Source organism: Tissierella creatinophila DSM 6911 (assembly GCF_001940565.1).
Lineage (GTDB): Bacteria > Bacillota > Clostridia > Tissierellales > Tissierellaceae > Tissierella_A > Tissierella_A creatinophila.
Map to the genome: position 1 here is coordinate 85095 of NZ_LTDM01000065.1, position 26835 is coordinate 111929.

A 26835-nucleotide genomic window follows, 5' to 3' on the forward strand; every position below is an offset into this window, starting at 1 on the left:
TTGTTTATTAATAAACAAAATTTGTAATAGTATGAGATAGGAGCTTTAAAATGAAAAAAGATATTATCAAAACTAAGGATGTTATAGTCTCAGGTTTTGCGTTATTTGCAATATTTTTTGGAGCAGGCAATTTAATTCTACCTCCTTTTATGGGTCTTCAGGCGGGGAAAAGTTGGATTTTAGCTTGGATAGGTTTTTCTTTGTCTGGGCCTGGACTAACTGCACTTGGAATGATAGCTATGGCTAAAAACCAAGGAGATGCAGAGAAATTTGCTGGAAAGGTGGGTATTAAGTTTAGTATTTTATTAGGTAGTTTAGTGATATTGTTTATAGGTCCTTTAATGTCAGTACCTAGAACTGGGGCAACTACATTTGAAATATCTGTACTACCTTTTTTTCCGAATTTTAGCCCACTTTTATTTTCTATAATCTTTTTTGGAATAACCCTATATTTTTCAATAAGCAAATCAAAAATTATAGATATAATAGGGACTTATATGACTCCTTTTTTACTTATAACACTTTTAACTATTATATTAAAGGGGATATTTACTCCTATAGCTAACACGGCTATAGCAGGGTCAAACCAATTGAGTATAGGTTTTTTAGAAGGATATCATACTATGGATTCACTTTCACCTATGGTAATTGCAGGTATGATAATTTCTAATTTTAAGGAAAAAGGAATAGAATCTAAAAATGCTTTAACTAGATATACCGTATATACAGAACTAATAGCTGCTACAGGTCTTATCCTTATATACGGGGGTCTTACGTTTTTAGGAGCTAAAATATCTCCAATAGTTTCAAGCGGTTTGGGAAGAACTGAACTACTAAATGTAATGGTAAATTATCTACTTGGAAGTTATGGAAATATATTTTTAAGCATTATAGTAGCACTAGCTTGCTTAACTACAGCTATAGGTCTTACAACAGCTACAGGAGATTTTTTTAGTAAAGTTTCTAATAATAGATTAAAATATAAACATATAGTTATAGTATCTATTTTAATAAGTGCTTTTTTATCAATTATAGGAGTAGAAGGTATAATATCTTTTTCTGTGCCAATATTGGTTACCTTGTACCCGGTAGTAATAGTACTGACATTTTTAAATTTATTAGATGATTATATAAAAAATAGCTTAATCTATAAGACAACAGTATATTTTACTCTTGGAGTAAGTTTGATAATAGGTATAGAAGCAGCAGGATTTAAAGATTTATTTATAGTAAAGCTATTCTCTAAATTTCCCCTATGGAAAATAGGTTTTGGCTGGGTTTCTTTTAGCTTCTTGGGACTAATTTTAGGAATAGTTTTTTCAAAATTTATAATAAAACCAAATAAAAGATAAAAAACTGTTGGAGATCTCCAACAGTTTTTTATCTTTTATTCTTTAGTAGATTTTAATCAATTATAGCTTGCTTACGCCAATTACCTTTCCTATAGAATATAAAGGTTAAAATTGCTCCAAGAGTCCAGGAGGTAAGTAGAGATATAAAAGTTGATTCTGGCCTTCCAGTAGGATAAGAAGGGCTTCTTGTAAAATAAGCAATCCCATAAGCTACTGGTATACGAATTATAACTGTGCTCATAAATGAAATCCACATAGGAGTAAGAGTATCACCAGCACCTCTCATAACTCCAGAAAGACTTTGGGTGATAGCCATTGCCAGATATCCAAATGCTAAAATCTTCATCATATTCATACTTAAGTCTACTAATTCACTAGTATCAGTAAAGATTGCCATAAGGTGTTTCCCAAATATTAAGATTAAAAGTGTTATAGTAGCAGATACACCAAGGGAGATAATAGTTCCGTCTTTAGCGCCCTTATCTACTCTATCCATCTTTTTTGCCCCTATATTTTGTCCTGTAAAGGTGGTCATAGCACTCCCAAAGGAAAAGTTTGGCATCATTGCAAAACCGTCTACCCGCATTATTATAACATTTGCAGCAATAACCATCTCTCCAAAACTATTAGTTAGAGATTGAACTACTATCATGGCAAGAGAAAAAATTGCTTGGGTAAGCCCCGAAGGAAGTCCAAGTTTTATAAGTCTATAGGAATATTCCTTGTCTAGTTTTAGCGTCTCTAAATTTAAATCAAAGCTATCCTTCATCTTCATTAATCGAAGCATACATAAAACTGCAGATATACTTTGTGCTATAACAGTTGCTAGGGCTACTCCAGGTACTCCCATATTGAATTTTGCTACAAATATTAAATCCAATATTACATTTAATATGGTGGATATTAGAAGGAAGACAAGTGGGGATAGAGAGTCGCCAAGACCACGAAGAACTCCTGATAGTATATTGTAGTAGGCAAGACCTGCTATACCAATAAAATAGATTATAAGGTAGTCTGTGCACCACTGTAGAATGGACTGTGGTGTGTTTAAGAGATTAAGTAGAGGCCTTGTTACTATAGGTCCTAGAATCATAATAAACACTGATGAAAGAGCAGTAAGAGTTATACATATTCCAATAGTTTTAGAAAGCTTTTTTCTATCCCTAGCTCCAAAATATTGAGATACCATAATGCCAGCCCCTACTGAAATTCCAACAAAGAGTACAAGTAAGAGGTTTAATATAGGAGATGCACTTCCAACAGCTGCAAGGGCATTATCCCCAACATATTTTCCTACAATAATAGAATCAGCGGTATTATACAGTTGTTGGGCAACATTTCCTATTAACATAGGTATGGTAAATTCCACTATTCGCTTCCATGGCGTACCTTCAGTTAAATCCTTAGAGGAGAATAACCGTTTCATTTTTAACATAAATTCACCTTCTAAAAGTTTTTCTTAATAAAGTCATACTATCTATTCTACTATTTTAAAACAATCTAATCAATCATTTAAAAAAATAATTTAAAAAAACTAGGGTTGTTTTGAGGTTTGTTTTCAGAGAATATTTAAATAGTTTATAGAAAGTGATATGCTTGATTATTAGAGGAAATAGTGATAAAATCGATAACAAGATAAATGTAATTTTTTTAAGGGGTGGTTAATAAGTGGATCACAGTTTAAGTCAAAAAATTATTCAATTAAAAAAAGAAAAAGATGCAATTATACTTGCTCATTATTATCAAAGGGGAGAAGTTCAAGATATTGCAGATTTTGTTGGGGATTCATACTATTTAAGTAAAGTAGCAAAGGATTGTAAGGAAAATACTATCGTATTTTGTGGAGTTAAGTTCATGGCAGAAAGTGCTAAAATCCTTTCACCAGATAAAAGAGTTTTATTACCAGCATTTGATGCTGGATGTCCAATGGCTGATATGGCAGATGCTGAAGGAGTATTGGAGATGAGAAAAAAATATCCAGATGCAAAAGTTGTATGTTATATAAATTCTACAGCCGAGGTTAAAGCCGTTTCAGATATTTGCTGCACTTCTTCAAATGCTGTACAAATTATTAATAATATTAAAGAGAAGGAAATTATTTTTTTACCAGATAAAAATTTAGGACAGTATATTCAAAACCAAGTTCCAAATAAAAAGATAATATTATGGGATGGTTTTTGTATAACGCATAAAAAAGTAACTAAAGAACAAATTTTAAAGGTAAAGGATATACATCCTGATATTAAAATTCTAGTTCATCCAGAATGTGAAATAGAGGTTATTGAGCTAGGAGATTTTGTCGGAAGTACAGGAGGAATTATTTCTTTTGCATCTAATAGTGATTTTGAAAAATATTTAATTGTCACAGAAGTGGGTGTACTTCATGAACTCAAAAAAAGAAATCCAAACAAGAAATTTTTTAATCCTCTTGGAACTATGACCTGTATAAACATGAAAAAGACTACTTTAGAAAATGTATATGATAGTCTTTTATATTCGCAGCATGAAATTATATTAGATGAGGACCTTCGAAAAAAAGCATATAACTCGCTAATAAACATGCATATTTTTGGAAGGTGATTTTGTGGATTTAGTATTTGATGTATTAATTGTTGGTACAGGGTTAGCAGGGATTTATAGTGCACTAAATTTAGATAAAAATTTAAAAGTTCTTTTAATAACAAAAACAAAGGTTAATGAATGTAACAGTAATCTTGCACAAGGTGGGATCTCTGTTGCAAGAGATAGTGATGATATTGAAATTTTTATTAAAGATACTTTAAATGCTGGAAAAGATGAAAACAATTTAATTGCATTAAGAATTCTTGCAAACGAATCAAGCTTCAATATTAATAAGCTAGTTGAATTTGGTATTGAATTTGATAAAAATGAAAAGGGATTTGAATATACAATTGAAGGTGCACATAGTGTCAATAGAATAATCCATTGTAAAGATAGTACAGGAAAAGAGGTAATTAACGCTTTATATAAAGAGATAAAGAAGAGAAAAAATATTACAATTTTTGAAGATACACAATTAATTGACCTAATAACTGATAATAATATTTGTTATGGTGGTGCAGTACTTAAAAATGGGACAGCCTATAATATCTTTTCAAAGGTTACAATATTAGCCACGGGAGGAATAGGGGGATTATTTAAAAGTTCAACTAACTATAGAAGTATAACTGGAGATGGAATTGCAATAGCACTTAAAAACAATGTTAAGATTAAGGATTTAGGCTATATTCAAATCCATCCTACAAGCTTATATGAAAATAAGTTAAGGGGAAGAAGAATGCTTATTTCTGAAGCAGTAAGAGGTGAAGGGGGTAAGTTGCTTAATTTAAAGGGTGAAAGATTTGTAGATGAATTATCAGCTAGAGATGTAGTAACCAAGGCTATTGTTAATGAACAATTTGAAACAAAAAGTGCTTATGTATATTTAGATGTTTCCTTTAAATCAAATGAGTATATTAAAAATAGATTTCCAGCTATTTTTAAGGAGTGTTTAAAAATAGGTATTAATATTACAGAAAAACCTATCCCTGTAACACCAGCACAGCATTATTTAATGGGGGGAATTGAAGTAGATGTATATTCAAGAACCTCAATGACAAATCTATTTGCCTGCGGAGAAGTAAGCTGTACAGGTGTTCATGGTCGCAATAGGCTTGCAAGCAACTCTTTACTTGAAGCTTTAGTTTTTTCAAAGCGAGCAGCAGATCTTATAAATAATGACATAGAAAATATTGAACTGAAAAAGTTTTATAAACAAAATAGTATTAAGTCTTTAACTGCAATTGAGAAACTCAATAAAAGAATTATCCTAGATAGTTTAAAAAGTGTTAGGGAGGATTTTGTAAATGAATTGGTTGAATGTTGATGATATTATAAGAAGTGCCCTTTTAGAAGACATTCCTTATGATGATATTACGACAAATAGTATTATCAGTAAAAATACTAGCTCAAGTGTTGACTTGCTTGTAAAGGAAGATGGTATAATTGCTGGACTTGATGTTTTTAAGAGGGTTTTTTCTTTGCTTGGGGATGTTAATATTGAATTGTTTAGTATAGACGGCAAAGAAGTTTATACAGGAGAACATATTGCTAAGATTACTGGTAACACTAGAAATATTTTAGCTGGGGAAAGAGTAGCACTTAACTACTTACAAAGAATGAGTGGTATTGCAACTTTAACAAGAAAGTTTGTTAAGAAATTAGAAGGGTCAAATACAAAGCTATTAGATACAAGAAAAACATCACCTAATAACAGAATCTTTGAAAAGTGTGCAGTTAAAATTGGTGGTGGATGTAATCATAGATTCAACCTTTCTGATGGTGTCTTAATTAAGGATAATCATATTAAAGCAGCAGGTGGAATAAAAAATGCTATTGAATTAGTTAGAAAAAATGTATCCTTTGTTAGAAAAATAGAGGTAGAAGTTGAATCTTTAGAAGAGATTGAAGAAGCATTAGAAGCAGGTGCTGATATTATTATGTTAGATAATATGGATTTAAATACTATGAAAAAAGCTGTTGAAATGATCAATAAACTCGCTTTAACTGAAGCATCAGGTAATATAACCCTTGAAAACATATCAGATGTTGCAAAATGTGGAGTTGATTATATTTCAACAGGTACTATAACACATTCCTATAATGTTCTTGATTTAAGCATGAAAAATCTAATAAATATATAAAAAAGCTCTTTTTTGGTAATAATTCTTATTTCTAAGTATTATTGCCAGAAAAGAGCCTTAACTTTCTACATAAGATAGTGTAATTACAAATCCATCAACTAGCTATATTATAAATTCGCCTACACGCATATTTAATTTTTCTGCAATTTTAGCAAGATCTTCACTTGCATTGGCGATTTCCTCCATAGCAGCTGTTTGTTCTTGTACAGATGCTGATGCTTCTTGTGTACCTGCGGCATTTTCTTCTGAAATTGCTGATAAGTTTTCTATTATGCTAATAATTTCTCCTTTTTTATTTTCCATTTCATCACTAGAATTACTCACTCTATTAATAACGCACTTCATTTCTTCTATAGCTTCTGCTATTCCTTGGAATTTATTATTAGTAGTTTTTACACTTTCAGATTGTGAAGAAACTATTTCTTCTAATTCTTCCATAGTTTTAACTCCACTAGATGTCTTATCAGTTAAATCATTTATAATTTTGCTTATTTCCTCAGTAAATTTATTTGATTCTTCTGCAAGTTTTCTAATTTCATCTGCTACTACTGCAAAACCTCTTCCGGCTTCCCCTGCTCTTGCTGCCTCTATAGCTGCATTTAAAGCAAGTAGATTTGTTTGTTCAGCTATACTTTTTATCATTTCGCTGGCACTAACTATTTTACTTGCACTTTCATTTGTATTAATGATAATACTTTGAACTTCTTTTGAAGATTTACTATTAATATTTGTCTTTTCAACAAGGTCAACTAATATTTTTAACCCTTCATCTTTAAGATGGTTTACTTTTTCAGTTGTACTGTTTAGATTTTTAATGTCAACTTTATTTTCCATCACTAAATTTCCAAGTTCTAAAATTGATGACGCACCATGTCCAGTGTTTTTAGCTTGATCAGATGCTCCATAGGCTATTTCTTCAATAGTTTTAGCTATTTCATCAGCAGATCTAGAGGATTGTTGACTAGTAGCAGTGAGTTCCTGGGAAGAAGCTGCAAGTTGTTCAGCTGCTTCCATAACATTTTTAATAACACCTCTTACAGATGTTTGCATACGACTTACTGCTTGTGATATTTCCCCAAACTCATCATTTTTACTTATTAAATCTTCTGGCACATCCTTAGAAAAGTCACCTGAAGCCATAAATCCCATTTGCTCTTTCAATTTATTAACTATTTTTATAGCATAATTAGATCCATTAAATAAAGTAATGCCTAAAACTATAAATATCAATAGACCAGAAATTATAACTACAATCAAATTTCTTTTTATAGCTGATTGAACATCTACCATAGAATAACCAATGCTTAATGCTCCTATATTTTCTCCGTTTATAATAGCTGGATAGTTAATATCATAAACTTCCATATTTTTTGCTTTATAATATCTTTCTTGCGATGCAGGTACACCATCAATTGCAGCAGACTTAATTCCAGCATCATTAAATATTGATCCTATGAGCTCTTTGTTACTACTACCAATTACTTCTAAATCTTTATTAATCAATGTAATATATGCTATTTCTTTATTAGAACCTATTTTTTCTAAGAGAGTTTGGTAGGCGAAAGTTTGAGTTAATTCGTGAATCTTATCTGCCGAAACTCCTACTTGTATAAATTTTCCATCAGTATCTTTTAAGTACCCATTTTTAATATATTTTCCAGATTCACTATCTTGCCTGATTTCTTCTATTAAATCTGAGTTACTTGATATCATAAAATTATGTACTGGATGTCCTGGTTCTACTACCAAGCCTACAAGTTCTTTAATACTAGAATTTATAATTTCACAATTGGAATTATAATAACTTATTTCATCGACATCTGATTCATCTGCCAACTTTTTTAAAAAGTCATCGCTTAAATTATCTTTACTAAGTATAGTTGTATTAGCAGCTGTTCTAATTTTATCTTCAATCATTTTATTAATGAACTCCAGCGACTGTTTATTATCACTTAGTCTACCTATAAAGTTTTCAGATGTAGCTAGCCCATTTTCTTTCATTTCATTAAGCAAACCTTTTCTTGTTGAATAATAAGAGATAGTGCCTATAGCTGATATGCCTAATAGTACAACTAATAGTGGTATGATGATTAATTTAACTTTAATTGAAGCTCTTTTCCCTTGCTTTTGAACTTCTTTACCTTTCTTTTGACTTTCTTTAACTTTTGTTTTGTCTTTGCTTTGAGTAATCATTTTAATCCTCCCTATTTAATTTTATGAAATAATATACATTACTCCAAAAATACCTTTTTTAAAAATCTTACTATATAGTTACAATAAAATATGACAAATAATTCTTTTTCTTTTAATTATATCGGCAGTTTTGGGTGAAATGTTAAGTAAATATAAAAAAATGGCACTTTATCAACTATTGCAACTGATATTGAGGAATTTGTCCAAATAGGAAATTTCTAGAATCATCATTTAAATTTTAATTATACCTTGAAATATGTTAAACTATAATAAATCATAATAAATCATAATAAATCATACAAATTGGGAGGGGTGTTTATGATAACAGATATGACTAAAGGAAATCCTTCTACTACCATATTAAAGTTTGCTTTTCCCATGCTTATTGGGAACTTGTTTCAACAATTATATAATATAGTTGATTCAGTTGTAGTTGGCAGATTTATAGGAAAGGATGCGTTAGCATCTGTAGGATCATCCTTTATGCTTATGAATTTCTTTTCTTTTGTAATAATTGGGATGTGTATGGGAGCCTCCATTGTATATTCATATTATTTTGGAGAGAAGAACTATTCTAAACTTAGAAAGACGATATATATATCATTTTTATCCATAGGGATTTTCACGATTTTATTATCAGTTTTATTAGTATTTAATATAGAAGAAATGTTGATACTTATAAATACACCCGAAAACATATTAGGAGATGCTAGGATATATCTTAAGGTTATATTTGCTAGTCTTATATTTGCTTATTTATTTAATATTTGTTCTGCACTTTTAAGATCTATAGGTGATTCAAGGACTCCATTATACTTCTTAATACTAGCAGCTTTAATCAATATAGTGTTAGATTTACTCTTTGTTATAGTCTACGACATGGGAGTCCTTGGGGTTGCAGTGGCTACTGCAATTGCCCAGGCTGTTTCTTCTATATTATGTTTAATATATGGATTTACAAAGATTCCATTTATTAGATTAACACGTGAAGATATGGTTTTTGATAAGGAGATTGCTAAAGTTGTAGCAAAATATAGCTTTCTTACATCTATACAACAATCAATAATGACCTTTGGAATGGTATGTGTACAGGGGATTGTAAATACATTTGGGGCAGATACAATTGCAGCCTTTACAGCTGCTGGTAAGATAGATTCTATAGCTTATCTACCAGTCCAAGACTTTGGAAATGCTTTTTCAACTTATGTAGCACAAAATAAAGGGGCTAATAATATGACTAGAATAAGAGAGGGTGTTAAATCAGTTGTTAAGACTATAATAATATTTTGCTTAATATTATCCCTAGCTATCTATATAAGTGCGGGTAAACTTATGAATATCTTCGTAAATGCTAGCGAAATAAATGTAATAGAGATAGGAGTAGAGTATCTATCAATAATATCCATATTTTATGTATTAATAGGATTTTTATTTATGTTCTATGGATTTTTTAGAGGGATGGGAGAATTAAACACCTCTTTATTTCTTACAATATTATCCTTAGGTTCAAGAGTGTTTTTAGCTTACACTCTCTCTAGAATTCCTCAGATTGGACAAAGAGGAATTTGGTGGTCTGTACCTATTGGTTGGATAATAGCAGATTTAGTAGGATTTGTTTTATATAAAAGAACTCACAAAAATAAGTTGCTTATACCACAAGAAACCCTTAATTTTTAAAAAAAGGGGTTTCTTGTGGTTATTTAGTTGTTCTTAGATTAGTTTGGTTTAGCATAAAATTATATTGACTATCATTTAGTCAATAGTATATAGTATTAATTAATAAGGAGGTGTACTTGGCATGGATACCTGTTAACGCAGATGGCAATTTCTCCCTCTAGCGAAAGAATCGCTTCGGTTAGAGTTTAGAAGTGGAGTATCCTTTCCATAAATAAGATGAAGAAATTTAAATACATTGGATCACTTATAGTCCTTATAATTTTAATAATTAGTTTAGCCAGTCTTGATTCTATTTTTAAGTCTATTTCATTCTGTGAAAAAAGCAAAATCATATTTATATTTACAACTATAAGTATGATTATATTGCTAATTCTTGTCATCTATCTTTTCCTAAATCTAAATAAAAGAAAACAAATGGAATCAAAAATGAAATCAATAAATGATGAATTATTAAAGACTCAAGAAGATCTTAGATTAATGGCTTACTATGATGAGGTTGTAGACTTACCTAATAGGAATATGTTTTTCAAGATAATGAATGATAAGTTTAATAAAGACTTAAATAGTGAAATATCAGGATCCCTATTATATCTAGATATAGATAATTTTAAAAATATTAATGATATATTTGGGCATGCCTTTGGGAATGTGTTTTTAAGTGAAGTTGCTGAAAGATTAAAATCCATTGATATTATAGACAAAGAAAACGAGCATATATTTAGGCTAAGTGGAGATGAGTATATGATTGTTTTAGAAGGTAAGGGTAGAGAAGAAATAGAACAAATTGCAATAGAGATTCAAAAATCATTTCATAAACCATTTAATATATTAAATGAAGAAATAAAAGTTACTATAAGCATGGGAATTGTATTCTATCCTAAGGATGGTTATACAGTAGATGAAATATTTAAAAAGGCTGATTTAGCCATGTATAAAGCTAAAGAGCTAGGTAAAGATAGATATAAAGTATATGAGAAAAAAATAGAAGAAGAAGTTGCAAATAGGATTTCATTTGAAAACAGTCTTAAAAATGCACTTGATAAAGATGAATTTATACTTAATTATCAACCACAAATAAATCTTAGTAATGATGAAATAGTTGGATTTGAGTCACTTATAAGATGGAATAGCTCAGAATATGGACTTGTATTTCCTATGGATTTTATACCTATAGCAGAAGAAATTGGAGAAATAAACAAAATAGGAGAATGGGTATTAAAAGAAGCTTGTAAATTTGCAATTAACATAAGAAAGAAATATCAAAAGAAAATAGAAGTCTCCGTAAATATATCCCCCATTCAACTTCAAAAGATAGACTTTATTAAAATGGTAAAAAAGGTATTAAAAGAGACAGGTGCTGAAAGCTGTTTACTGGGAATTGAAGTCACAGAGACGGCTTTGATGGAGTCTTTTGAAGATAATATTGAAAAACTAAAGGAACTAAAAGATATGGGCATTAAATTATATTTAGATGATTTTGGAACAGGATATTCTTCATTAAACTATTTGTTAAAACTTCCTATACATACTATAAAAATAGATAAATCATTTATAGATGATATGATGGTAGAAGAAAAAGGTAGAAGTATCATAGCTGAAATTATAAATTTAGCACATGATATAGACTTAGATGTAGTTGCTGAAGGAGTAGAGCTAGAAGATCAACTATCTATGCTAAAGGAGCTTAAATGCAATGTTGTTCAAGGATATATTTTTTCAAAACCTTTATCCGAAGAAGATGCGTATGACTTTTTACAATTGAAATTATAATGAAAAACATTATATTAAAAAGATCTGATCTTCAAATTTAGTAAATAAAACAGACTATATAAAAGAACTTGAAGTAAGATAGATAAAACACTATGTTTGTTTTTTATAATTAATTAATATAACAACAAGGATATGATAATTATGGAAGTTATGATTTCAAAAGAAATATATGATAAACTTGACCATGCAAAAAAGATAGCACCTTTAGATCCTAAAAAGTCTATTGAAATTAGTAGATATGTATATAAATTAGCAAAAAACAATGGTTTAAAACTGGAAGAGGGATATGCTTTTTTAAATATAGCGTTTGCTAGTAGGATTAAATCAGATACAAGTAGTATACTTGAAAATGCTTATGAAGCACTATCTATATTTAAAAACAAAAATGATATTATAGGTCAGTCAAAAGCATTAAATCTCATAGGCATTGCATACTTTTATAGTTCAATGTATGATGAAGCTTTAAAATGTTTTTTTGATGGGAGAAAATTATTAGATCTGCATAATGATGATACACTATTAGCTAGTATTTTAAATAATATTGGAGAGGTTTATAAAGATTCTGAGATTTATGATAAAGCTATAGAGTATTATAATATGGGAACAAATGTTATTTCTAAAAATGGGAATCATGTATATCATGCCGTTATATTAGGAAATATAGGAGAGATTTATTTTATTAAAAAAGAATTTGAGATGGCTTTAGAAGTATATAATAAAAGTTATAATATGCTTTTAGATGCTGATGAAGTGATTTTTTTACCAGAGGTTGAAAATAAAATTGGAAAGCTTTATTTTCAAATAGAAGATTTTATAAATGCGGAAAAATATTATCTAAAAGCTTTTAAAAGACTTAGAAGCATCGATAACAAGTACTACTCAATAGATGTACTAATAAATCTTGCACAGCTCTATGAAGTCAAATCATTTTCAGGAACTTTAAATTTATATGAAAAGGCAATGTACTATGCCGAGGGTATAGGGGCAAAGAAAAAACTTTTTAATATATATAATCTTATCTCTCAATATCATGAAAAACAAAAAGATTATAAAAATGCACTTTTATATTATAAAAAATATTTTAATATAAATGAAGAACTAAAGAGTTTAAATTTAAAAGATAAATTAGAAGTATTAAACATAGATCTTAGAAAAATTCAAGATAAAGATAAAATTGACAATATAAGGATAAGACTTGAAAAAGAAATAAAAAGACAAAAAGATGAACTGGAAAATATAAAATCATCAAATGAGATACTTGAAAAAAAGGCTTATGAAGATGAATTAACAGAAATTGCAAATAGACGAAGTATTAATATATATATTGAAAATATTTTAAATGATATAAGTTTAAAACAAGATAAAATTGTACTATTTATGATAGATATAGATAAATTTAAGAGATATAATGATTTTTGGGGACATACAGAAGGAGACATTTGTTTAAAGAAAATTGCTAATTGTATAAAAAAGATTCAAGTAAATAATAAAGATATATTTGGTAGATATGGTGGAGAAGAATTTATATATATTTCAACCTCTATAAGCTATAAACAAGCACTTCAGCTTGGAAACTTTATTCGTACAGAAGTTGAGAAGATAGGTCTTTACTATATGGATAAAGGAAATAAAAAATGTACAACTATAAGTGTGGGGGGAGTAATAGGAAACGTTGGGGATTTTAGTTCAATTAGAGAAATAATACAATATGCAGATAAGGAGCTTTATATAGCTAAAAGCATGGGAAGAAATATTACGATTATAAAAGACATAGATATAAAAGGATAGGAAACTTAAATATTTAAGTTTCCTATCCTTTTATAATAAAAAATTACTAACCTACAACACTTACATACCAAAATTTATAAACCCACAGAGCTATGATCGTTTTATCAATACAATAGTATGTTCTATACTATTGTATTGATAATTTTCAAGAAATAGGGTATAGGTATAAACAAAATCAATAATAAGGGGACAAGTAATATGGAGAACGGATTGTTGTTTCAGGGTTTTGAGTGGTATTTACCTGATGATGGTAATTATTATAAAAACATGATATTAAAATTAGATGAACTTAAAGAAATAGGAGTAACAGCTATTTGGATTCCTCCAGTATATAAAGCTACTGGTACTAGTGATACAGGGTATGGATCATATGATCTCTATGATTTAGGAGAATTTGACCAAAAAGGTTCTATAAGAACAAAATATGGAACTAAAGAAGAACTAAAACAACTTATAAAAGAGATACACAAAAGAAAAATGAAAGTATATGCTGATGTAGTATTAAATCACAAAGCAGGTGCTGATAGAACTGAAAAATTTATGGCAGTAATGGTAGATAAAAATGATAGAAATAAGGACGTGGGTGAACCACAAGAGATAGAAGCATGGACAGGATTTGATTTCCCAGGTAGAGATGATAAATATTCAGATTTCAAATGGACACATTATCATTTTAGTGGAGTAGATTATGATAATCTAACAAAAAATAATGCAATTTATAGGATTGTAGGAGAAAATAAAGGATGGAATTTAGGAGTATCTGATGAAAAAGGGAACTTTGACTATCTTATGTTTTCTGATATAGACTTAGCTCATCCAGAAGTAAAAGAAGAGCTAAAAAAATGGGCAATATGGTTTATTGATGAATTAGATCTTGATGGATTTAGAATGGATGCGTTAAAGCATATGGATGAAGTGTTTGTAGAAGAGTTTCTATCACATATAAAAGAGTATAAGGGAGAAGACTTTTATATACTGGGAGAATATTGGATAGATGATTTAGATGTAAATAATAGTTTTTTAGATAGTATAAATTATAAATTAGATTTATTTGATGTAGGCCTTCATTTTAACTTATACAATGCTTCTAAAATGGGATTAAAGTATGATTTAAGAAAGATATTTGATAATATAATAGTAAAAACTCACCCATTATTGTCTGTTACCTTTGTTGATAACCATGATTCTCAACCAGGTGAATCTCTAGAATCTTTTATAGAACCTTGGTTTAAAGAAATTGCATATGGTATAATCTTTCTTAGAAAAGATGGCTATCCATGTTTGTTTTATGGAGACTACTACGGTACAGGAGGTGAAAATCCTCAGCCGGGAGATAAAGAAAAAATAGAAAAATTAGCTAAAATTCGGAAAAAATTTGCTTATGGTGAACAAAATGATTACTTTGAATCGGATTCTGCAATAGGATGGGTTAGATTAGGAAATAAAGAATATCCCAATAAATGTGCAGTTATAATTTCAATTGGGGATATAAATACTATAAGAATGTTTGTAGGAAAAGAAGAGTCTGGAAAAACTTATACTGATTATACTGGAAACAATGAAGGAAAAGTTAATATAGATGAAGATGGATTTGGAGACTTTATGGTTTCCCCTGGAAGTATATCTGTGTGGATAGAAGATAATATAGATTTATAGAAGATCATTATATGTTTTTAATTATCAAATTAGTTTGATAAATTATAAAAGATGTGTTAAATTAATATATATAATAAAAATTCCATATATTCTGATTAATATAAAAATGGAGGGGTTTATAATGAAAAATGTTTATGTAATAACAGGTGGAAGTAGTGGGATAGGATTAGAATGTGCTAAAAGATTTAAAGATGGAATAGTACTTATAACTGGAAGAAATGAAGATAAACTTAAAAAAGCAGAAGCGGAATTAGAAAAATCGGGCATTGAAGTAGCTTATAAATCAAGCGATATTTCTAAAAGAGAAAGTATAAAAGAATTACTGGAATATGGAAAATCTCTGGGTAAAATTAAAACTATTATAAATTCAGCAGGTGTAAGTGGAGGTATGGCAAATACAAAAGGTACTTTTGAAATTGACTTACTTGGAACTGAAAATTTAATAGAAGAATTCTTAAATGTGGCTGAAGAAAATACTGTACTTATTCTTATTGCATCAATGATGGGGCATGTAGTACCTCCAAATCCAGATTATGATAAATATCTACAAAATCCTTCTGAGCCTGGAGCAATAGACGCTTTAGTAAAAGTAGTACAGGATAAATCAGATCTTGCATACAACTTTTCAAAAAGAGGAGTTCATTTATTAGTTAAAAAATATGCTACTGAATTCGGTAAAAAGAAATCAAGAATAGTTTCAATTTCTCCTGGTATAATCATGACGCCTATGGCTCAAAAAGCAGCCGCAGATCATCCAGAACAAATGGAATATATGAAACAAATGACTCCAATTGGAAGAAACGGAGAACCAGATGATATAGCAAATGCAGTTTCTTTTTTAGCAGATGATAAAGCATCGTTTATAACAGGTACTGACTTGTTGGTAGATGGAGGATTAACTATAAAACTTCCAGAAATAGCAAAGGCTTATGCAAAATAAAAAATCTGAAAGTTTTTAATGTTGACATTACTAAAGATTTAGGTTAGAATATTAAAAAGGCTTTGAATAGGAAGAGTAAACCATGTAAGGTCAAAAGAAATAGAAGTTCATCGGCTGAAAAACTTCTTTGATACACTTGATTGAAAACCACCTATGAGTCCAGTCCTGAAATTTTATTAGGGATATGCGTTGGCTGCGTTAAAGCTATACTTTAAACATTTGGGTGGAAACGAGAATATTAATACTCGTCCTATTTTGGGCGAGTATTTTTTTATACCCATTTTTAAGGAGGAATTAGATTGAATGATATAATCGTAGCAAAATTTGGAGGGAGTTCTTTAGCTGATAGTAATCAATTTTTAAAAGTAAAAGAGATTATAAAATCAGATAGCAACAGAAGATACATAATTCCTTCAGCACCTGGGAAAGTTCATAAAAATGATCATAAGATTACTGATCTCCTTTATATGTGTCATCAACTTGCTTCTCATAGATTAAACATTGATGATGTATATAAGATTATTGAGAATAGATTCTTAAATATTTGTAAAAGTTTAGATTTAAAACTGGATATACAAGAAATATTAGATGAAATAAAAGATAAAATTCAAAATGGGTCTTCTAAAGACTATGCTGCAAGTCGTGGAGAATATTTAAATGCTATTATATTATCCAGTTTCTTAGATTTTGAATTTATAGATTCTAAAGATATTATTCTCTTTAATGATAAAGGTGAATTTGATTCTAAAGCCACTGAAATAAAAATGCAAGAGAGATTATCAAATGTTACTAAAGCTGTTATACCTGGATTTTATGGTGCTAAATCTAATGGTGAGATAACTACTTTTAGTAGAGGAGGATCCGATGTAACAGGGGCTATTGTTGCAAGTGTTTTAAATTCTAAGCTATATGAAAACTGGACAGATGTATCAGGATTTCTCGTGGCAGACCCTAAAATAGTAGATGATCCTAAGCCTATTGAGATAATTACATACAAAGAACTTAGAGAACTTTCCTATATGGGAGCACCAGTACTTCATGAAGAGTCATTATTTCCAGTTAAGAAAAAGGGTATTGCAATAAATATAAAAAATACAAATTCTCCAGAAGATCCAGGAACTAAAATAGTGGATGATTTGTATCCTTTAAATAATACAGAAACCATAACTGGAATCGCTGGTAAAAAAGATTTTACAGTTATTTCTATTGAAAAGACTCGAATGATTTCTGAAAAAGATTTTTTAAGAAAATTAATAACTGTTTTAGAAACTAATAACATATCTATAGAACATATGCCATCTGGTATAGATTCTATATCGTTAGTAGTTCCAGCATCTCAGCTTAATTCTAAGCTAGAAAAGATAATAGAAGAGATAAAAATATATTGCAATCCAGACTCAATAATCGCTTATCCAAACATGTCCCTTATAGCAGTAGTTGGTAGGGGAATGATTAGAACTAAGGGTATATTATCAAAAATATTTACATCTTTATCCCAAAGTGGAATAAATATTAGAATGGTAATTCAAGGTTCTAGTGAACTCAATGTAATAGTAGGAGTTGAAAATGCAGATTTTAATAAATCAATATCATCAATTTATAAGGCTTTTAAAAATTAATATATAGGGGGAATTTAAAATGAAAAAGTATAATTTAGCAGTATTAGGAGCAACAGGTCTTGTGGGAAGTACTATAGTTAAAATATTAGAAGAAAGAAAGTTTCCAGTAGAAAATATATATTTTCTAGCTTCTAAAAAATCAGCTGGTAGTATAGTAAACTTCCAAAACAAAGATTATGTAGTAGAAGAACTAAATGAAAAATCTTTTGATAAAGATATTGATATAGCACTATTTGCAGCTGGAGGAGCTATTAGTGAAAAGTATGGAAAATTAGCAGCTAGTAAAGGAATCACCGTTATAGATAATAGTAGTTTATTTAGAATGGATACCGATGTGCCACTAGTAGTACCAGAGGTAAATGCAGACTCTATAAAAGAAAATAATGGAATAATAGCAAATCCAAATTGTACTACTATCCAGGCTGTTGTAGCACTTAAACCTTTAGATGATAAATTTAAGATAAAAAGAATAGTTTATTCTACTTATCAGGCAGTATCTGGTTCAGGACTTGGGGGGCTTAAAGATTTAGAAGAGGGAAATGTTGAATGTTATGCTCACCAAATTCAATTTAATGCCCTACCTCATGTAGATAGCTTTTTAGAAAATGGATATACAAAAGAAGAAATGAAGATGATAGATGAAACTAGAAAAATCCTTAAAAATGAAGATATAAAGATTACAGCAACATGTGTAAGAGTACCAGTAAAATATGCTCATAGTCTATCAATAAATGTAGAATTTGAAAAACCATTTGATATAGAGGATGTATATAAAGTACTTGAAAATGCACCTGGAGTAATTGTACGTGACAATGGAGAGGAAAATCTTTACCCAATGGCTATCGATATAGAAGGTAAAGACTCTGTATATGTAGGAAGAATAAGAAAAGACTTTAGTCTTGAAAATGGAATCAATTTATGGGTAGTAGCTGACAATATAAGAAAAGGTGCAGCATTAAATGCAGTTCAAATAGCAGAAAAACTCATCGACCTGAAATAGGATTATTATGATGAAATAGGAGGACAAAACATGATAAACATAGGATTATTAGGACTTGGAGTTGTAGGTACTGGCGTAGTTGAAATACTAGAAGAGCGACAAAGAGAAATCTCTCTTCTAGTAGGAGAAGAAATAAATATAAAAAAAGTCCTTGTAAAAAACGTGAACAAGAAAAGGGATGTATCATTAAAACAAAATACTATAGTCTCTAATTTTGAAGAAATCTTAAATGATGATGAAATAACTATAGTAATCGAAGTAACTAGTGATATAGATAAAAGTTATGAATATATAAAAGCGGCTTTAAATAAAGGTAAATCTGTAGTTACTGCAAATAAGGCATTGGTATCAAAATATTTTGAAGAATTATCTAGTTTAGCAGATGAAAAAGGAGTTTCATTTTTATATGAAGCTAGTGTAGGAGGGGGCATCCCAATCATAAAGCCTCTTAAGGAAGAAATAATATTAAATGAGATCACAGATGTTCAGGGAATATTAAACGGAACTTGCAATTATATTTTAACTAGGATGTTTAATGAAGGGTTAGACTATAGTGAAGTCTTAACAAATGCTCAAGAACTTGGATATGCAGAGATGAATCCTGCAGCAGATGTAGAAGGTGATGATACCCTTAGAAAACTTAGAATATTAGGAAGTCTATCGCTACAAGGGAAAGTGGGAGAAGAGGACATTATACTTGAAGGAATAAATAAAATTACATCATTTGATGTAAGACAAATCAAGCTTATGCAATCTACAGTAAAACTAATAGGAGAAGTAATGGAGTTAGATGATGGGTATAATGCTCTAGTACTCCCTACAATAGTAAAAAACAATTCATATTTTGCTAGTGTAAACATGGCATATAACGCCGTAATCTTTAAAGGAGACAATATAGGCGAACTAAAATTTTATGGATCTGGAGCAGGTAAACTCCCAACTGGAGATGCAGTTTTAAGAGATGTATTAGATATAGCATTAGGGTATAACAGAAAGGCTAATCCTTTAGGAGATAAAACCCTTAAAAATAATAATTCTGAATTTAAAAGTAAATTTTATTTAAGAATTTCTGATTCAACAGAAAAAATAGTTAAATCACTTGAAGATATATCTGAAAAAGTCCTATCCACTAAAGAAAATATAGCTATACTTACTCGTGAGATAGAACTAAAGAAGATAATGGATACTATATCTTCTTTGGGTATTGAAAAGGATGAATATTTTATAGCTAGAATTCTTGATTAGAGGTGGAAAAAGTGAAATATATTAGTACTAGAAATAAAGAAAACTTTGCTTCCTGGGGTCAGGCAATTATAAATGGTATATCAAAAGATGGTGGATTATTTGTTCCAGAGAGCATTCCAAAGATCAGTAATATAAAATCTTTATTAAATATGGATTATAGAGAATTGGCATATGAAGTTATGAATAAGTTCTTTGTTGACTTTGATAAAGATTCACTTAGAAATTCAATAGATAAAGCATATGATGAAAAATTTAGTAAAAAAGAAATAGCTCCACTAGTAGAAGCAGGAGATCTGCACTATTTAGAACTTTTTCATGGTGCAACCTTTGCCTTTAAAGATATGGCATTGTCTGTGCTTCCATATTTATTAAAAGAAGCCATAAAATATACAGGAGAAGAAAAAGAAATAGTCATTTTAACTGCTACTTCAGGGGATACTGGTAAAGCAGCATTAGAAAACTTTGCAGATGTAGAAGGTATTAAGATAATAGTATTTTTTCCTGAGGATGGAGTTAGCAATATACAAAAGAGACAGATGCTTACACAAGAAGGAGATAATACATTTGTAGTATCTATAAATGGAGATTTTGATGATGCTCAAAGTGGTGTTAAAAAGATTATGAACGATAATAGATTCATAGAGCTTCTAGAGAATAGAGACTATAAACTATCTTCAGCAAATTCCATTAATATAGGTAGACTTGTACCTCAAATAGTATATTATTTTTATAGCTACTTAAATCTTTTGAAAGAGGGAAAGATTAAAGAAGATGAAAAGATAAACTTTGTAGTTCCCACAGGAAACTTTGGAAATATATTAGCTGCTTTTTATGCAAAAGAAATGGGGCTACCTATAAATAAACTAATTTGTGCATCAAATGAAAATAATGTTTTAACTGACTTTATAAATACTGGCACTTATGATAAGAGAAGAAAACTTATATTAACTTCTTCTCCATCTATGGATATATTAGTTTCTTCTAATTTAGAAAGATTTTTATTTCATTTAAGTGGTGGAGATGATAAACTCATAAAAAATGCTATGGAAAGCTTAGAAAAAGAAGGAAAGTATGAGGTAGAAGGCTTAGATCAAGAAGATTTTAAAGGATACTTCTCAACAGAAGAAGAAATAACTAGTTCTATAAATGAAGTATTTATGGAGCATAACTATTTAATGGATCCTCACACAGCTGTTGCACATAGCGCTTATAAAAAGTATAAATTAGAAACAAAGGATAATACAAAAACTGTAATAGTATCAACTGCAAGTCCATTTAAGTTTGGAACTAAAGTTTCAAATTCAATTGGAATAGATACAAAGGATAAAGATGATTTTAGCATAATAGAAAAACTAGGGGAAATGGGAAATTTAGATATACCTAATGCGATATTAGAGCTCAAAGATAAAAAGATAGCTCATAAAAATAATTGCAATAAAGAAGATATGGAAAAGATGGTCTTAAGAATTCTAGAGATAGGTGATAATAGATGATTAATATAAGAGTACCTGCTACAAGTGCAAATTTAGGACCCGGATTTGATAGCCTTGGAATAGCATTAGATCTTTATAATAAATTTTCATTTGAAGAAATATCTCATGGGCTAGAAATAATTGGAGCCTTAGATACTGAAGAAGATAGTGACAACCTAGTCTATACTTCAATGTTAAAAGTATTTGATGCTATAGGATATAAACCTAAAGGTATAAGGATTAATATAGATACAGATATTCCAGTGTCGAGAGGACTTGGAAGTAGTGCTTGTTGCATCGTAGCGGGTATTATGGGAGCCAATAAGATGGCAGGTTCACCTTTATCACAAGAGGAGATGTTTAAGATAGCTACAGAGATCGAAGGGCATCCAGACAATATAGCGCCTGCATTATTTGGTGGATTTATAACATCGATAATGGAAGAGGCAAATATCTATTATAATAAAATAGATATAGCTAAGGGACTTAAATTTGTAGCTATAATACCAGATTTTCCTTTATCTACGAAAATGGCTAGAGAAGTTTTACCAACAAATATTCCTTATAAAGATGCAGTAGAAAATGTAAGCAGAGTTTCTTTACTTATATCCTCACTTTCTAATGGTAGATTTGATTTATTAAAACACGCATTAAAAGATAATTTACATCAACCTTATAGAGGAAAACTGATAAAAGGATTTAATGAAGTTTTAGAGAAAATTTATGAATTTAAAGCTTTAGGAGGATATCTAAGTGGGGCAGGTCCGACTATTATGGCAATTATAAATGAAGATGATACAAACTTTAAAAAAGAAATGGAAAGCTATTTTAAATCAGTTAACTATAATTGGAAAGTTATAGAATTAAATATAGATCTAGATGGTGCAAAAGTTATATAATCCTTTCAAAATTATGTTTAAAAATCACTCTTTATAGGCAATATAATAAGAAGAGTTGATAAAAACATAATAGGAGGAAAATATGGACTTTAATAATATTATAGAAAAGAGAATAGTAAATGATGGAATGCATAGTTTAGTGCTAGAAATTTCTAAAGATGAATTTGATAAAGTTATGACTGGTAATATAGAAGCTAGTGCTATTGATGTAGTAGATAGACATTTAAAAAATAGAGGCGACGATGGTAGAGCAAATAATATAAATTTAGACTATAAAAATGGTGAAGAAATAGTAAAAATCTATGCAGATGTAGACTATCTAGGAAATGATCATACTGAATACTAAAAGCAAAAAAGTGGGATACTTAGTTATCTCACTTTTTTAATGTGTAATTTAAACTTTCCTAATAAATTATCCATCTTTTACTATATCTCTTTAAGCTATATTATGTTATAATTAATAAAAATCGACATATTACGACTTTTTTATAACCAATCGGAAAGTTCTACCTTTATCTTTTATAATTTAGAACTTTCCGTCAATGAGTTTCAAGAAAAGCTTCCTTATAATGTTTCTTTATAAGCTTTTCTTATAATAAAAGATGGGGGATATAAATGATAAAGTTAATGGCTGATTCCACATGTGATTTATCAGAGGAAATAATAGAAAAATATAATATAGGCATAGCTCCGTTAAATATAATAATAGATGGTACAAGCTATAAGGATAAAATAGATATAACATCAGATGAGTTTTATAAAAGACTGCCAATGCTTGAAACACTACCCACCACATCTATGCCAAGCCCTGAAGAATACTTAAAAATAATAGATAAAGCTATAGAAGAAGGATATAGAGAAATACTTTGTATATGTATGTCAAGTGGTACTAGTGGATCATACCAGTCTGCTATTATAGCACAAGATATATTCTTTGATAGAAATCCCAATACCGATATAAAAATATATGTCGTAGACTCTTTATCTATGAGTCATGGAAGTGGATGGCTTATAATTAAAAGTGCCCAGCTGATAGAACAAGGATATAGCTTTGAGAGAATAATAGAATTTAATGAAAGTTATAAAACACGTGTTAAACATCTTCTTTGTGTAGATGATTTAAATAATCTAATTAAAAGTGGAAGGTTAACAAATGCCAGTGCATTTATAGGAAAACTTTTAAGAGTAAAGCCTATCATGACTATGAGAAAAGGTAAAGGCGCTATAGTGGCTAAAGAAAGAGGAAGAAACAGGGTATTAAAATACTATATAGATGAATTTAAAGAAAGAGTTGATCTAGAAGTTACTGATTTTATAATAGTTGGATATACTTCAGTTATAGAAATGGCAAACAACCTAGTGGAAAAAATAAAAACTGAAACTAACTTTAAAGATAAGATTTATATAATGCAAATGGGAGCAGCAGTAGGAACTCATGTAGGTCTTGGTGGACTTTCAATGTTCTTTGTAGAAAAAAGAAATATAAAAGATGGATTGGTTAAAAATGAATTAAAAAGTATATTAAATAAAAAAGATGAACTTATAGAAAAGCTTAAAGGATAATAAATTAATAATAAAGAAAAATCCTTAATAAGAGGCAATGCCTCTTATTTTTTTGTACATTTATTGATATAATAGATTTAGTAGAGGAGATGTATTGATTGAAAAGAGTAATTATTGCAGAAAAACCATCTGTTGCAAAAAATATATCTGATGCTTTAAATATTAAGTCTAGAAGAGATGGATATTTTGAAGGGGAAGATTACATAATCACATGGGCTTTTGGTCATTTATTACAACTCTTTGATGCAAAAGATTATGATGATACCATGCGAAGTTGGAGAATGGATAGATTTCCATTTATCCCAGAAGAATTTAAATATAAGGTTAAAGTAGATAATAAAGATAGAAAATCTATAGATATAGGTGCACAAAAACAATTAAATCTAATAAAGAGCCTTATAGATAGAGAAGATGTAGAATCCATTATATCTGCAACTGACTTTGATAGAGAAGGTCAAGTTATAGGTGATGAATTATTTATATATTTTAATGAAAAAAAACCTGTTTATAGAATGCTTTTAAATGAGTGGACAGAAGATGAAGTAAAAAAGGGACTAGAAAACTTAAAACTAAATAAAGAAATGCAAACACTTCAAGATGCAGGAATAGGAAGACAATGGGCAGACTGGATTATAGGAATAAACTTAACTTCTGTAGCAACACTTAGATACAAACCAAATGATAAAAAGATATTAAATATAGGTAGAGTGCTACTTCCCACATTAAAGATTATTTATGATAGAGATAAAGAAATAGAAAACTTCAAACCATCTACCTATTATAAACTTTTAGCAAATTTTAATACAAAAGATAATGTTCAATTTGAAGGACTTTATTATGAAAATGATAATGAAAAGTTTGATGATAAAAAAATATTACAAGAGATAAGTGAAAGTTTAAAAGATAAAGATGCAGTAGTTATAGAAAAACAAGTAGAAAAGAGAAAAGACTACGCACCCTTACTATTCAATCTATCAAATTTACAAGGACATATAACAAGTAAATTCAAAGGGTGGACATCAGACAAGGTATTAAAAGTAGCACAGTCTCTTTATGAAAAGAAATTTATAACATATCCTAGAACAGGAAGTGTTGCATTAGAGGAGAGTTTAAAAGAAAAGACTGAAAAGGTTTTGAATCTATTAAAAAAAGATCTTCCCTATGAAAAAGAGATTAAATTTAGTACAAATAAAAGAATTTTTGACAATAAAAAAGTTGAAGGGCATAGTGCTATAGTTCCAACTTATATGAAGCCAAGCAAATTAACTGTAGATGAAAAACAAGTATATGAAGCAGTTAAAGATAGATTTATAATGCAGTTTTTACCTGTTGCAGAGTATGAAGAGACAAAACTTGTTTGCAAAGTAAACGAAGTGTCCATTAAAGGAATATTTGTCTCTAAAGGAAAAGTTCAGACTGTTTTAGGTTGGCGTGTTGTTGAAAAAACCCAAACCAAAGATACTATATTACCTATGATTTCAGAGGGAGAAGTTGTAGATGTAGTATCTAGCACTATAAATACAGTTACTAAAAAGCCACCTAAACTTCATATTGAAAAAACTCTCCTAAGAATTATGGAAACTTGTGGAAAAAACTTTAAAGAAGATGAAGAAGATACAGATGAGATGATGGAGTCTATCTTAAGTGGATTTTCAATAGGAACTCCAGCGACCCGTGCTGAAACTATAAAAAAACTTAAAGATGTAGGATATATAAAGGCAAAGGGTAAAAGTCTTACATGCACAGAACTTGGAAAAACTATAGTTGAAATCTTTCCATGTAAAGAGCTACTTGACTTAGAATATACTGGGAGACTTGAAAAAACACTATCAGATATAGAAAAAGATAAATTTAAAAAAGAAGATTTTCTAGAGATAATAAAACAATTCACTATAGATGCAGTAAATTCCATAAAAAATGATCTATCTATGCTAAATACATTTAAGGTTTCCTTACAAGAAGGAGAAGAAAGCATAGGGATATGTCCTGCCTGTGGAAATGCAGTGGTAGAGACTGAAAAGAACTTTGGATGCATCAATTGGAAAAATGGGTGTAAGTTTACAATTTGGAAAGATGATAAATATATTGCATCTTTTGGCAAAACTCTCTCAAAAGAAATGGTAGAGATTCTGCTTAAAAATGGGAAGGTAGGATTTAGAAATTTAAGAAGCAAAAAGGGGAATTTGTTTTCTGCATATTTTAAATATGTTTTTGATGAAAAGACTGGATACTACAACTGGGAACTAGAATTTATATAATTTAGAATATGAAGATGGAATAATAAATATCCTTGTGGAAGATAAAAAGTATTTTACATCTATTTCAGGAGAGTATAAGATAATTATAATTTCACATTACTAAATGAAAATTTTTTAATATAAATCTCATTTAAACTTAACCAATATTTCATTATTATCTCACAAACTATTAATATAATGAGTATAAACAATAAGATAATAGGAGGAGTTAATGATGAAAGATATTTTAAACAAAACAATAGAAACAATTAAAAATAACAAAAAAAAAATAAAAAAGGTAACTTTAATAGCAGTAGCTATAGTTATTATTGGTAGCGGAATTGTAGCGGGAACTATATACAGCTATGCAAGATCAAATATAAATTATAGTGAAAAGCAATTAGAAGAAATAGCTATTAAAAAAATTCCAGGAGAAGTAATAAATGTGAAAAAGGAACTTGAATTTGAAGATGCTACATTTGAATATACTTTCCAAATAAAGGATAAAGAAAATATATTACAAGAAATTACAGTAAGTTCAAAAAGTGGTGCAATTACAGATATAGAAATAAATGGACATGATTTGGACGATAACCCTATGTGATAGGATAGTTGTCGTAAAGAAAATTTAGTATATAATAGATATACGACAATAACCTAAGGAGAATGATTATGTCCACAACTAGAAAGAAAACAAGTTATACTAGAGAGTTCAAAAATT

20 protein-coding genes are annotated in these 26835 nt (G+C 29.3%); 18 read left to right on the forward strand and 2 right to left on the reverse strand.

What is annotated here, in order from left to right; genetic code table 11:
- Positions 1 to 50 precede the first annotated feature (50 nt).
- Positions 51 to 1352: a branched-chain amino acid transport system II carrier protein gene (gene brnQ, locus TICRE_RS12260; RefSeq protein ID WP_075728502.1), complete on the forward strand. Its 1302-nt coding sequence runs from the start codon at positions 51 to 53 to the stop codon at positions 1350 to 1352.
- A gap of 52 nt (positions 1353 to 1404) precedes the next feature.
- Here the strand turns inward: brnQ and TICRE_RS12265 are convergent, their stop codons facing one another.
- Positions 1405 to 2787 carry an MATE family efflux transporter gene (locus TICRE_RS12265; RefSeq protein ID WP_075728504.1) on the reverse strand — a complete coding sequence of 461 codons (1383 nt, stop codon included), beginning with the start codon at positions 2785 to 2787 and terminating at the stop codon, positions 1405 to 1407.
- 233 nt (positions 2788 to 3020) lie between these two features.
- Here TICRE_RS12265 and nadA point away from each other — a divergent pair, with 233 nt between their 5' ends.
- From nadA to nadC, 3 genes are read left to right on the forward strand one after another with little or no spacing between them, the layout of a single operon-like run.
- Positions 3021 to 3932: a quinolinate synthase NadA gene (gene nadA, locus TICRE_RS12270; protein ID WP_075728506.1), complete on the forward strand. Its 912-nt coding sequence runs from the start codon at positions 3021 to 3023 to the stop codon at positions 3930 to 3932.
- A 4-nt stretch (positions 3933 to 3936) separates the two neighbouring features.
- On the forward strand, positions 3937 to 5238 hold the full coding sequence (locus TICRE_RS12275) for an L-aspartate oxidase (protein WP_075728508.1): 1302 nt from the start codon (positions 3937 to 3939) through the stop codon (positions 5236 to 5238).
- Positions 5219 to 6055 carry a carboxylating nicotinate-nucleotide diphosphorylase gene (nadC, locus tag TICRE_RS12280; RefSeq protein WP_075728510.1) on the forward strand — a complete coding sequence of 279 codons (837 nt, stop codon included), beginning with the start codon at positions 5219 to 5221 and terminating at the stop codon, positions 6053 to 6055. The genes TICRE_RS12275 and nadC overlap by 20 nt, the downstream gene beginning before the upstream one ends.
- A gap of 102 nt (positions 6056 to 6157) precedes the next feature.
- On the opposite strand, the gene TICRE_RS12285 is transcribed toward nadC, so the two are convergent.
- On the reverse strand, positions 6158 to 8248 hold the full coding sequence (locus tag TICRE_RS12285) for a methyl-accepting chemotaxis protein (protein ID WP_075728512.1): 2091 nt from the start codon (positions 8246 to 8248) through the stop codon (positions 6158 to 6160).
- A gap of 318 nt (positions 8249 to 8566) precedes the next feature.
- Between TICRE_RS12285 and TICRE_RS12290 the strand changes: the two genes are divergently transcribed.
- The 14 genes from TICRE_RS12290 (at position 8567) to TICRE_RS12355 (ending at position 26718) form a co-directional block, all read left to right on the forward strand.
- Positions 8567 to 9925 (forward strand): MATE family efflux transporter, encoded by a 1359-nt coding sequence (locus TICRE_RS12290; protein ID WP_084191963.1) that lies wholly within the window; start codon positions 8567 to 8569, stop codon positions 9923 to 9925.
- Positions 9926 to 10141: 216 nt separating this feature from the next.
- A complete protein-coding gene (locus tag TICRE_RS12295) occupies positions 10142 to 11695 on the forward strand; it encodes a putative bifunctional diguanylate cyclase/phosphodiesterase (RefSeq protein ID WP_075728514.1) in 1554 nt (517 codons plus the stop codon).
- A gap of 141 nt (positions 11696 to 11836) precedes the next feature.
- Positions 11837 to 13483, forward strand: a complete 1647-nt coding sequence (locus TICRE_RS12300; RefSeq protein WP_075728516.1) for a diguanylate cyclase — start codon at positions 11837 to 11839, stop codon at positions 13481 to 13483.
- A 198-nt stretch (positions 13484 to 13681) separates the two neighbouring features.
- A complete protein-coding gene (locus TICRE_RS12305) occupies positions 13682 to 15139 on the forward strand; it encodes an alpha-amylase (RefSeq protein WP_075728518.1) in 1458 nt (485 codons plus the stop codon).
- 121 nt (positions 15140 to 15260) lie between these two features.
- Positions 15261 to 16079, forward strand: coding sequence for an SDR family oxidoreductase (locus tag TICRE_RS12310; RefSeq protein ID WP_158016545.1), 819 nt, complete (start codon positions 15261 to 15263; stop codon positions 16077 to 16079).
- Positions 16080 to 16387: 308 nt separating this feature from the next.
- The gene (locus tag TICRE_RS12315) at positions 16388 to 17698 is read left to right on the forward strand and encodes an aspartate kinase (RefSeq protein ID WP_198927576.1); all 1311 of its coding nucleotides are present in this window, start codon (positions 16388 to 16390) and stop codon (positions 17696 to 17698) included.
- A 19-nt stretch (positions 17699 to 17717) separates the two neighbouring features.
- Positions 17718 to 18698: an aspartate-semialdehyde dehydrogenase gene (locus TICRE_RS12320; RefSeq protein ID WP_075728522.1), complete on the forward strand. Its 981-nt coding sequence runs from the start codon at positions 17718 to 17720 to the stop codon at positions 18696 to 18698.
- 30 nt (positions 18699 to 18728) lie between these two features.
- The gene (locus TICRE_RS12325) at positions 18729 to 19943 is read left to right on the forward strand and encodes a homoserine dehydrogenase (RefSeq protein ID WP_075728524.1); all 1215 of its coding nucleotides are present in this window, start codon (positions 18729 to 18731) and stop codon (positions 19941 to 19943) included.
- 11 nt (positions 19944 to 19954) lie between these two features.
- Positions 19955 to 21436 (forward strand): threonine synthase, encoded by a 1482-nt coding sequence (gene thrC / locus TICRE_RS12330; protein ID WP_075728526.1) that lies wholly within the window; start codon positions 19955 to 19957, stop codon positions 21434 to 21436.
- On the forward strand, positions 21433 to 22314 hold the full coding sequence (gene thrB / locus TICRE_RS12335) for a homoserine kinase (RefSeq protein ID WP_075728528.1): 882 nt from the start codon (positions 21433 to 21435) through the stop codon (positions 22312 to 22314). Before thrC ends, thrB begins: the two co-directional genes overlap by 4 nt.
- A gap of 82 nt (positions 22315 to 22396) precedes the next feature.
- Positions 22397 to 22660 carry a hypothetical protein gene (locus TICRE_RS12340; RefSeq protein WP_075728530.1) on the forward strand — a complete coding sequence of 88 codons (264 nt, stop codon included), beginning with the start codon at positions 22397 to 22399 and terminating at the stop codon, positions 22658 to 22660.
- 269 nt (positions 22661 to 22929) lie between these two features.
- Positions 22930 to 23877, forward strand: a complete 948-nt coding sequence (locus tag TICRE_RS12345) for a DegV family protein (RefSeq protein ID WP_075728532.1) — start codon at positions 22930 to 22932, stop codon at positions 23875 to 23877.
- Positions 23878 to 23975: 98 nt separating this feature from the next.
- A complete protein-coding gene (locus TICRE_RS12350; protein WP_075728534.1) occupies positions 23976 to 26135 on the forward strand; it encodes a type IA DNA topoisomerase in 2160 nt (719 codons plus the stop codon).
- A 214-nt stretch (positions 26136 to 26349) separates the two neighbouring features.
- The gene (locus tag TICRE_RS12355; protein ID WP_075728536.1) at positions 26350 to 26718 is read left to right on the forward strand and encodes a PepSY domain-containing protein; all 369 of its coding nucleotides are present in this window, start codon (positions 26350 to 26352) and stop codon (positions 26716 to 26718) included.
- The last annotated feature ends 117 nt before the right edge of the window (positions 26719 to 26835 follow it).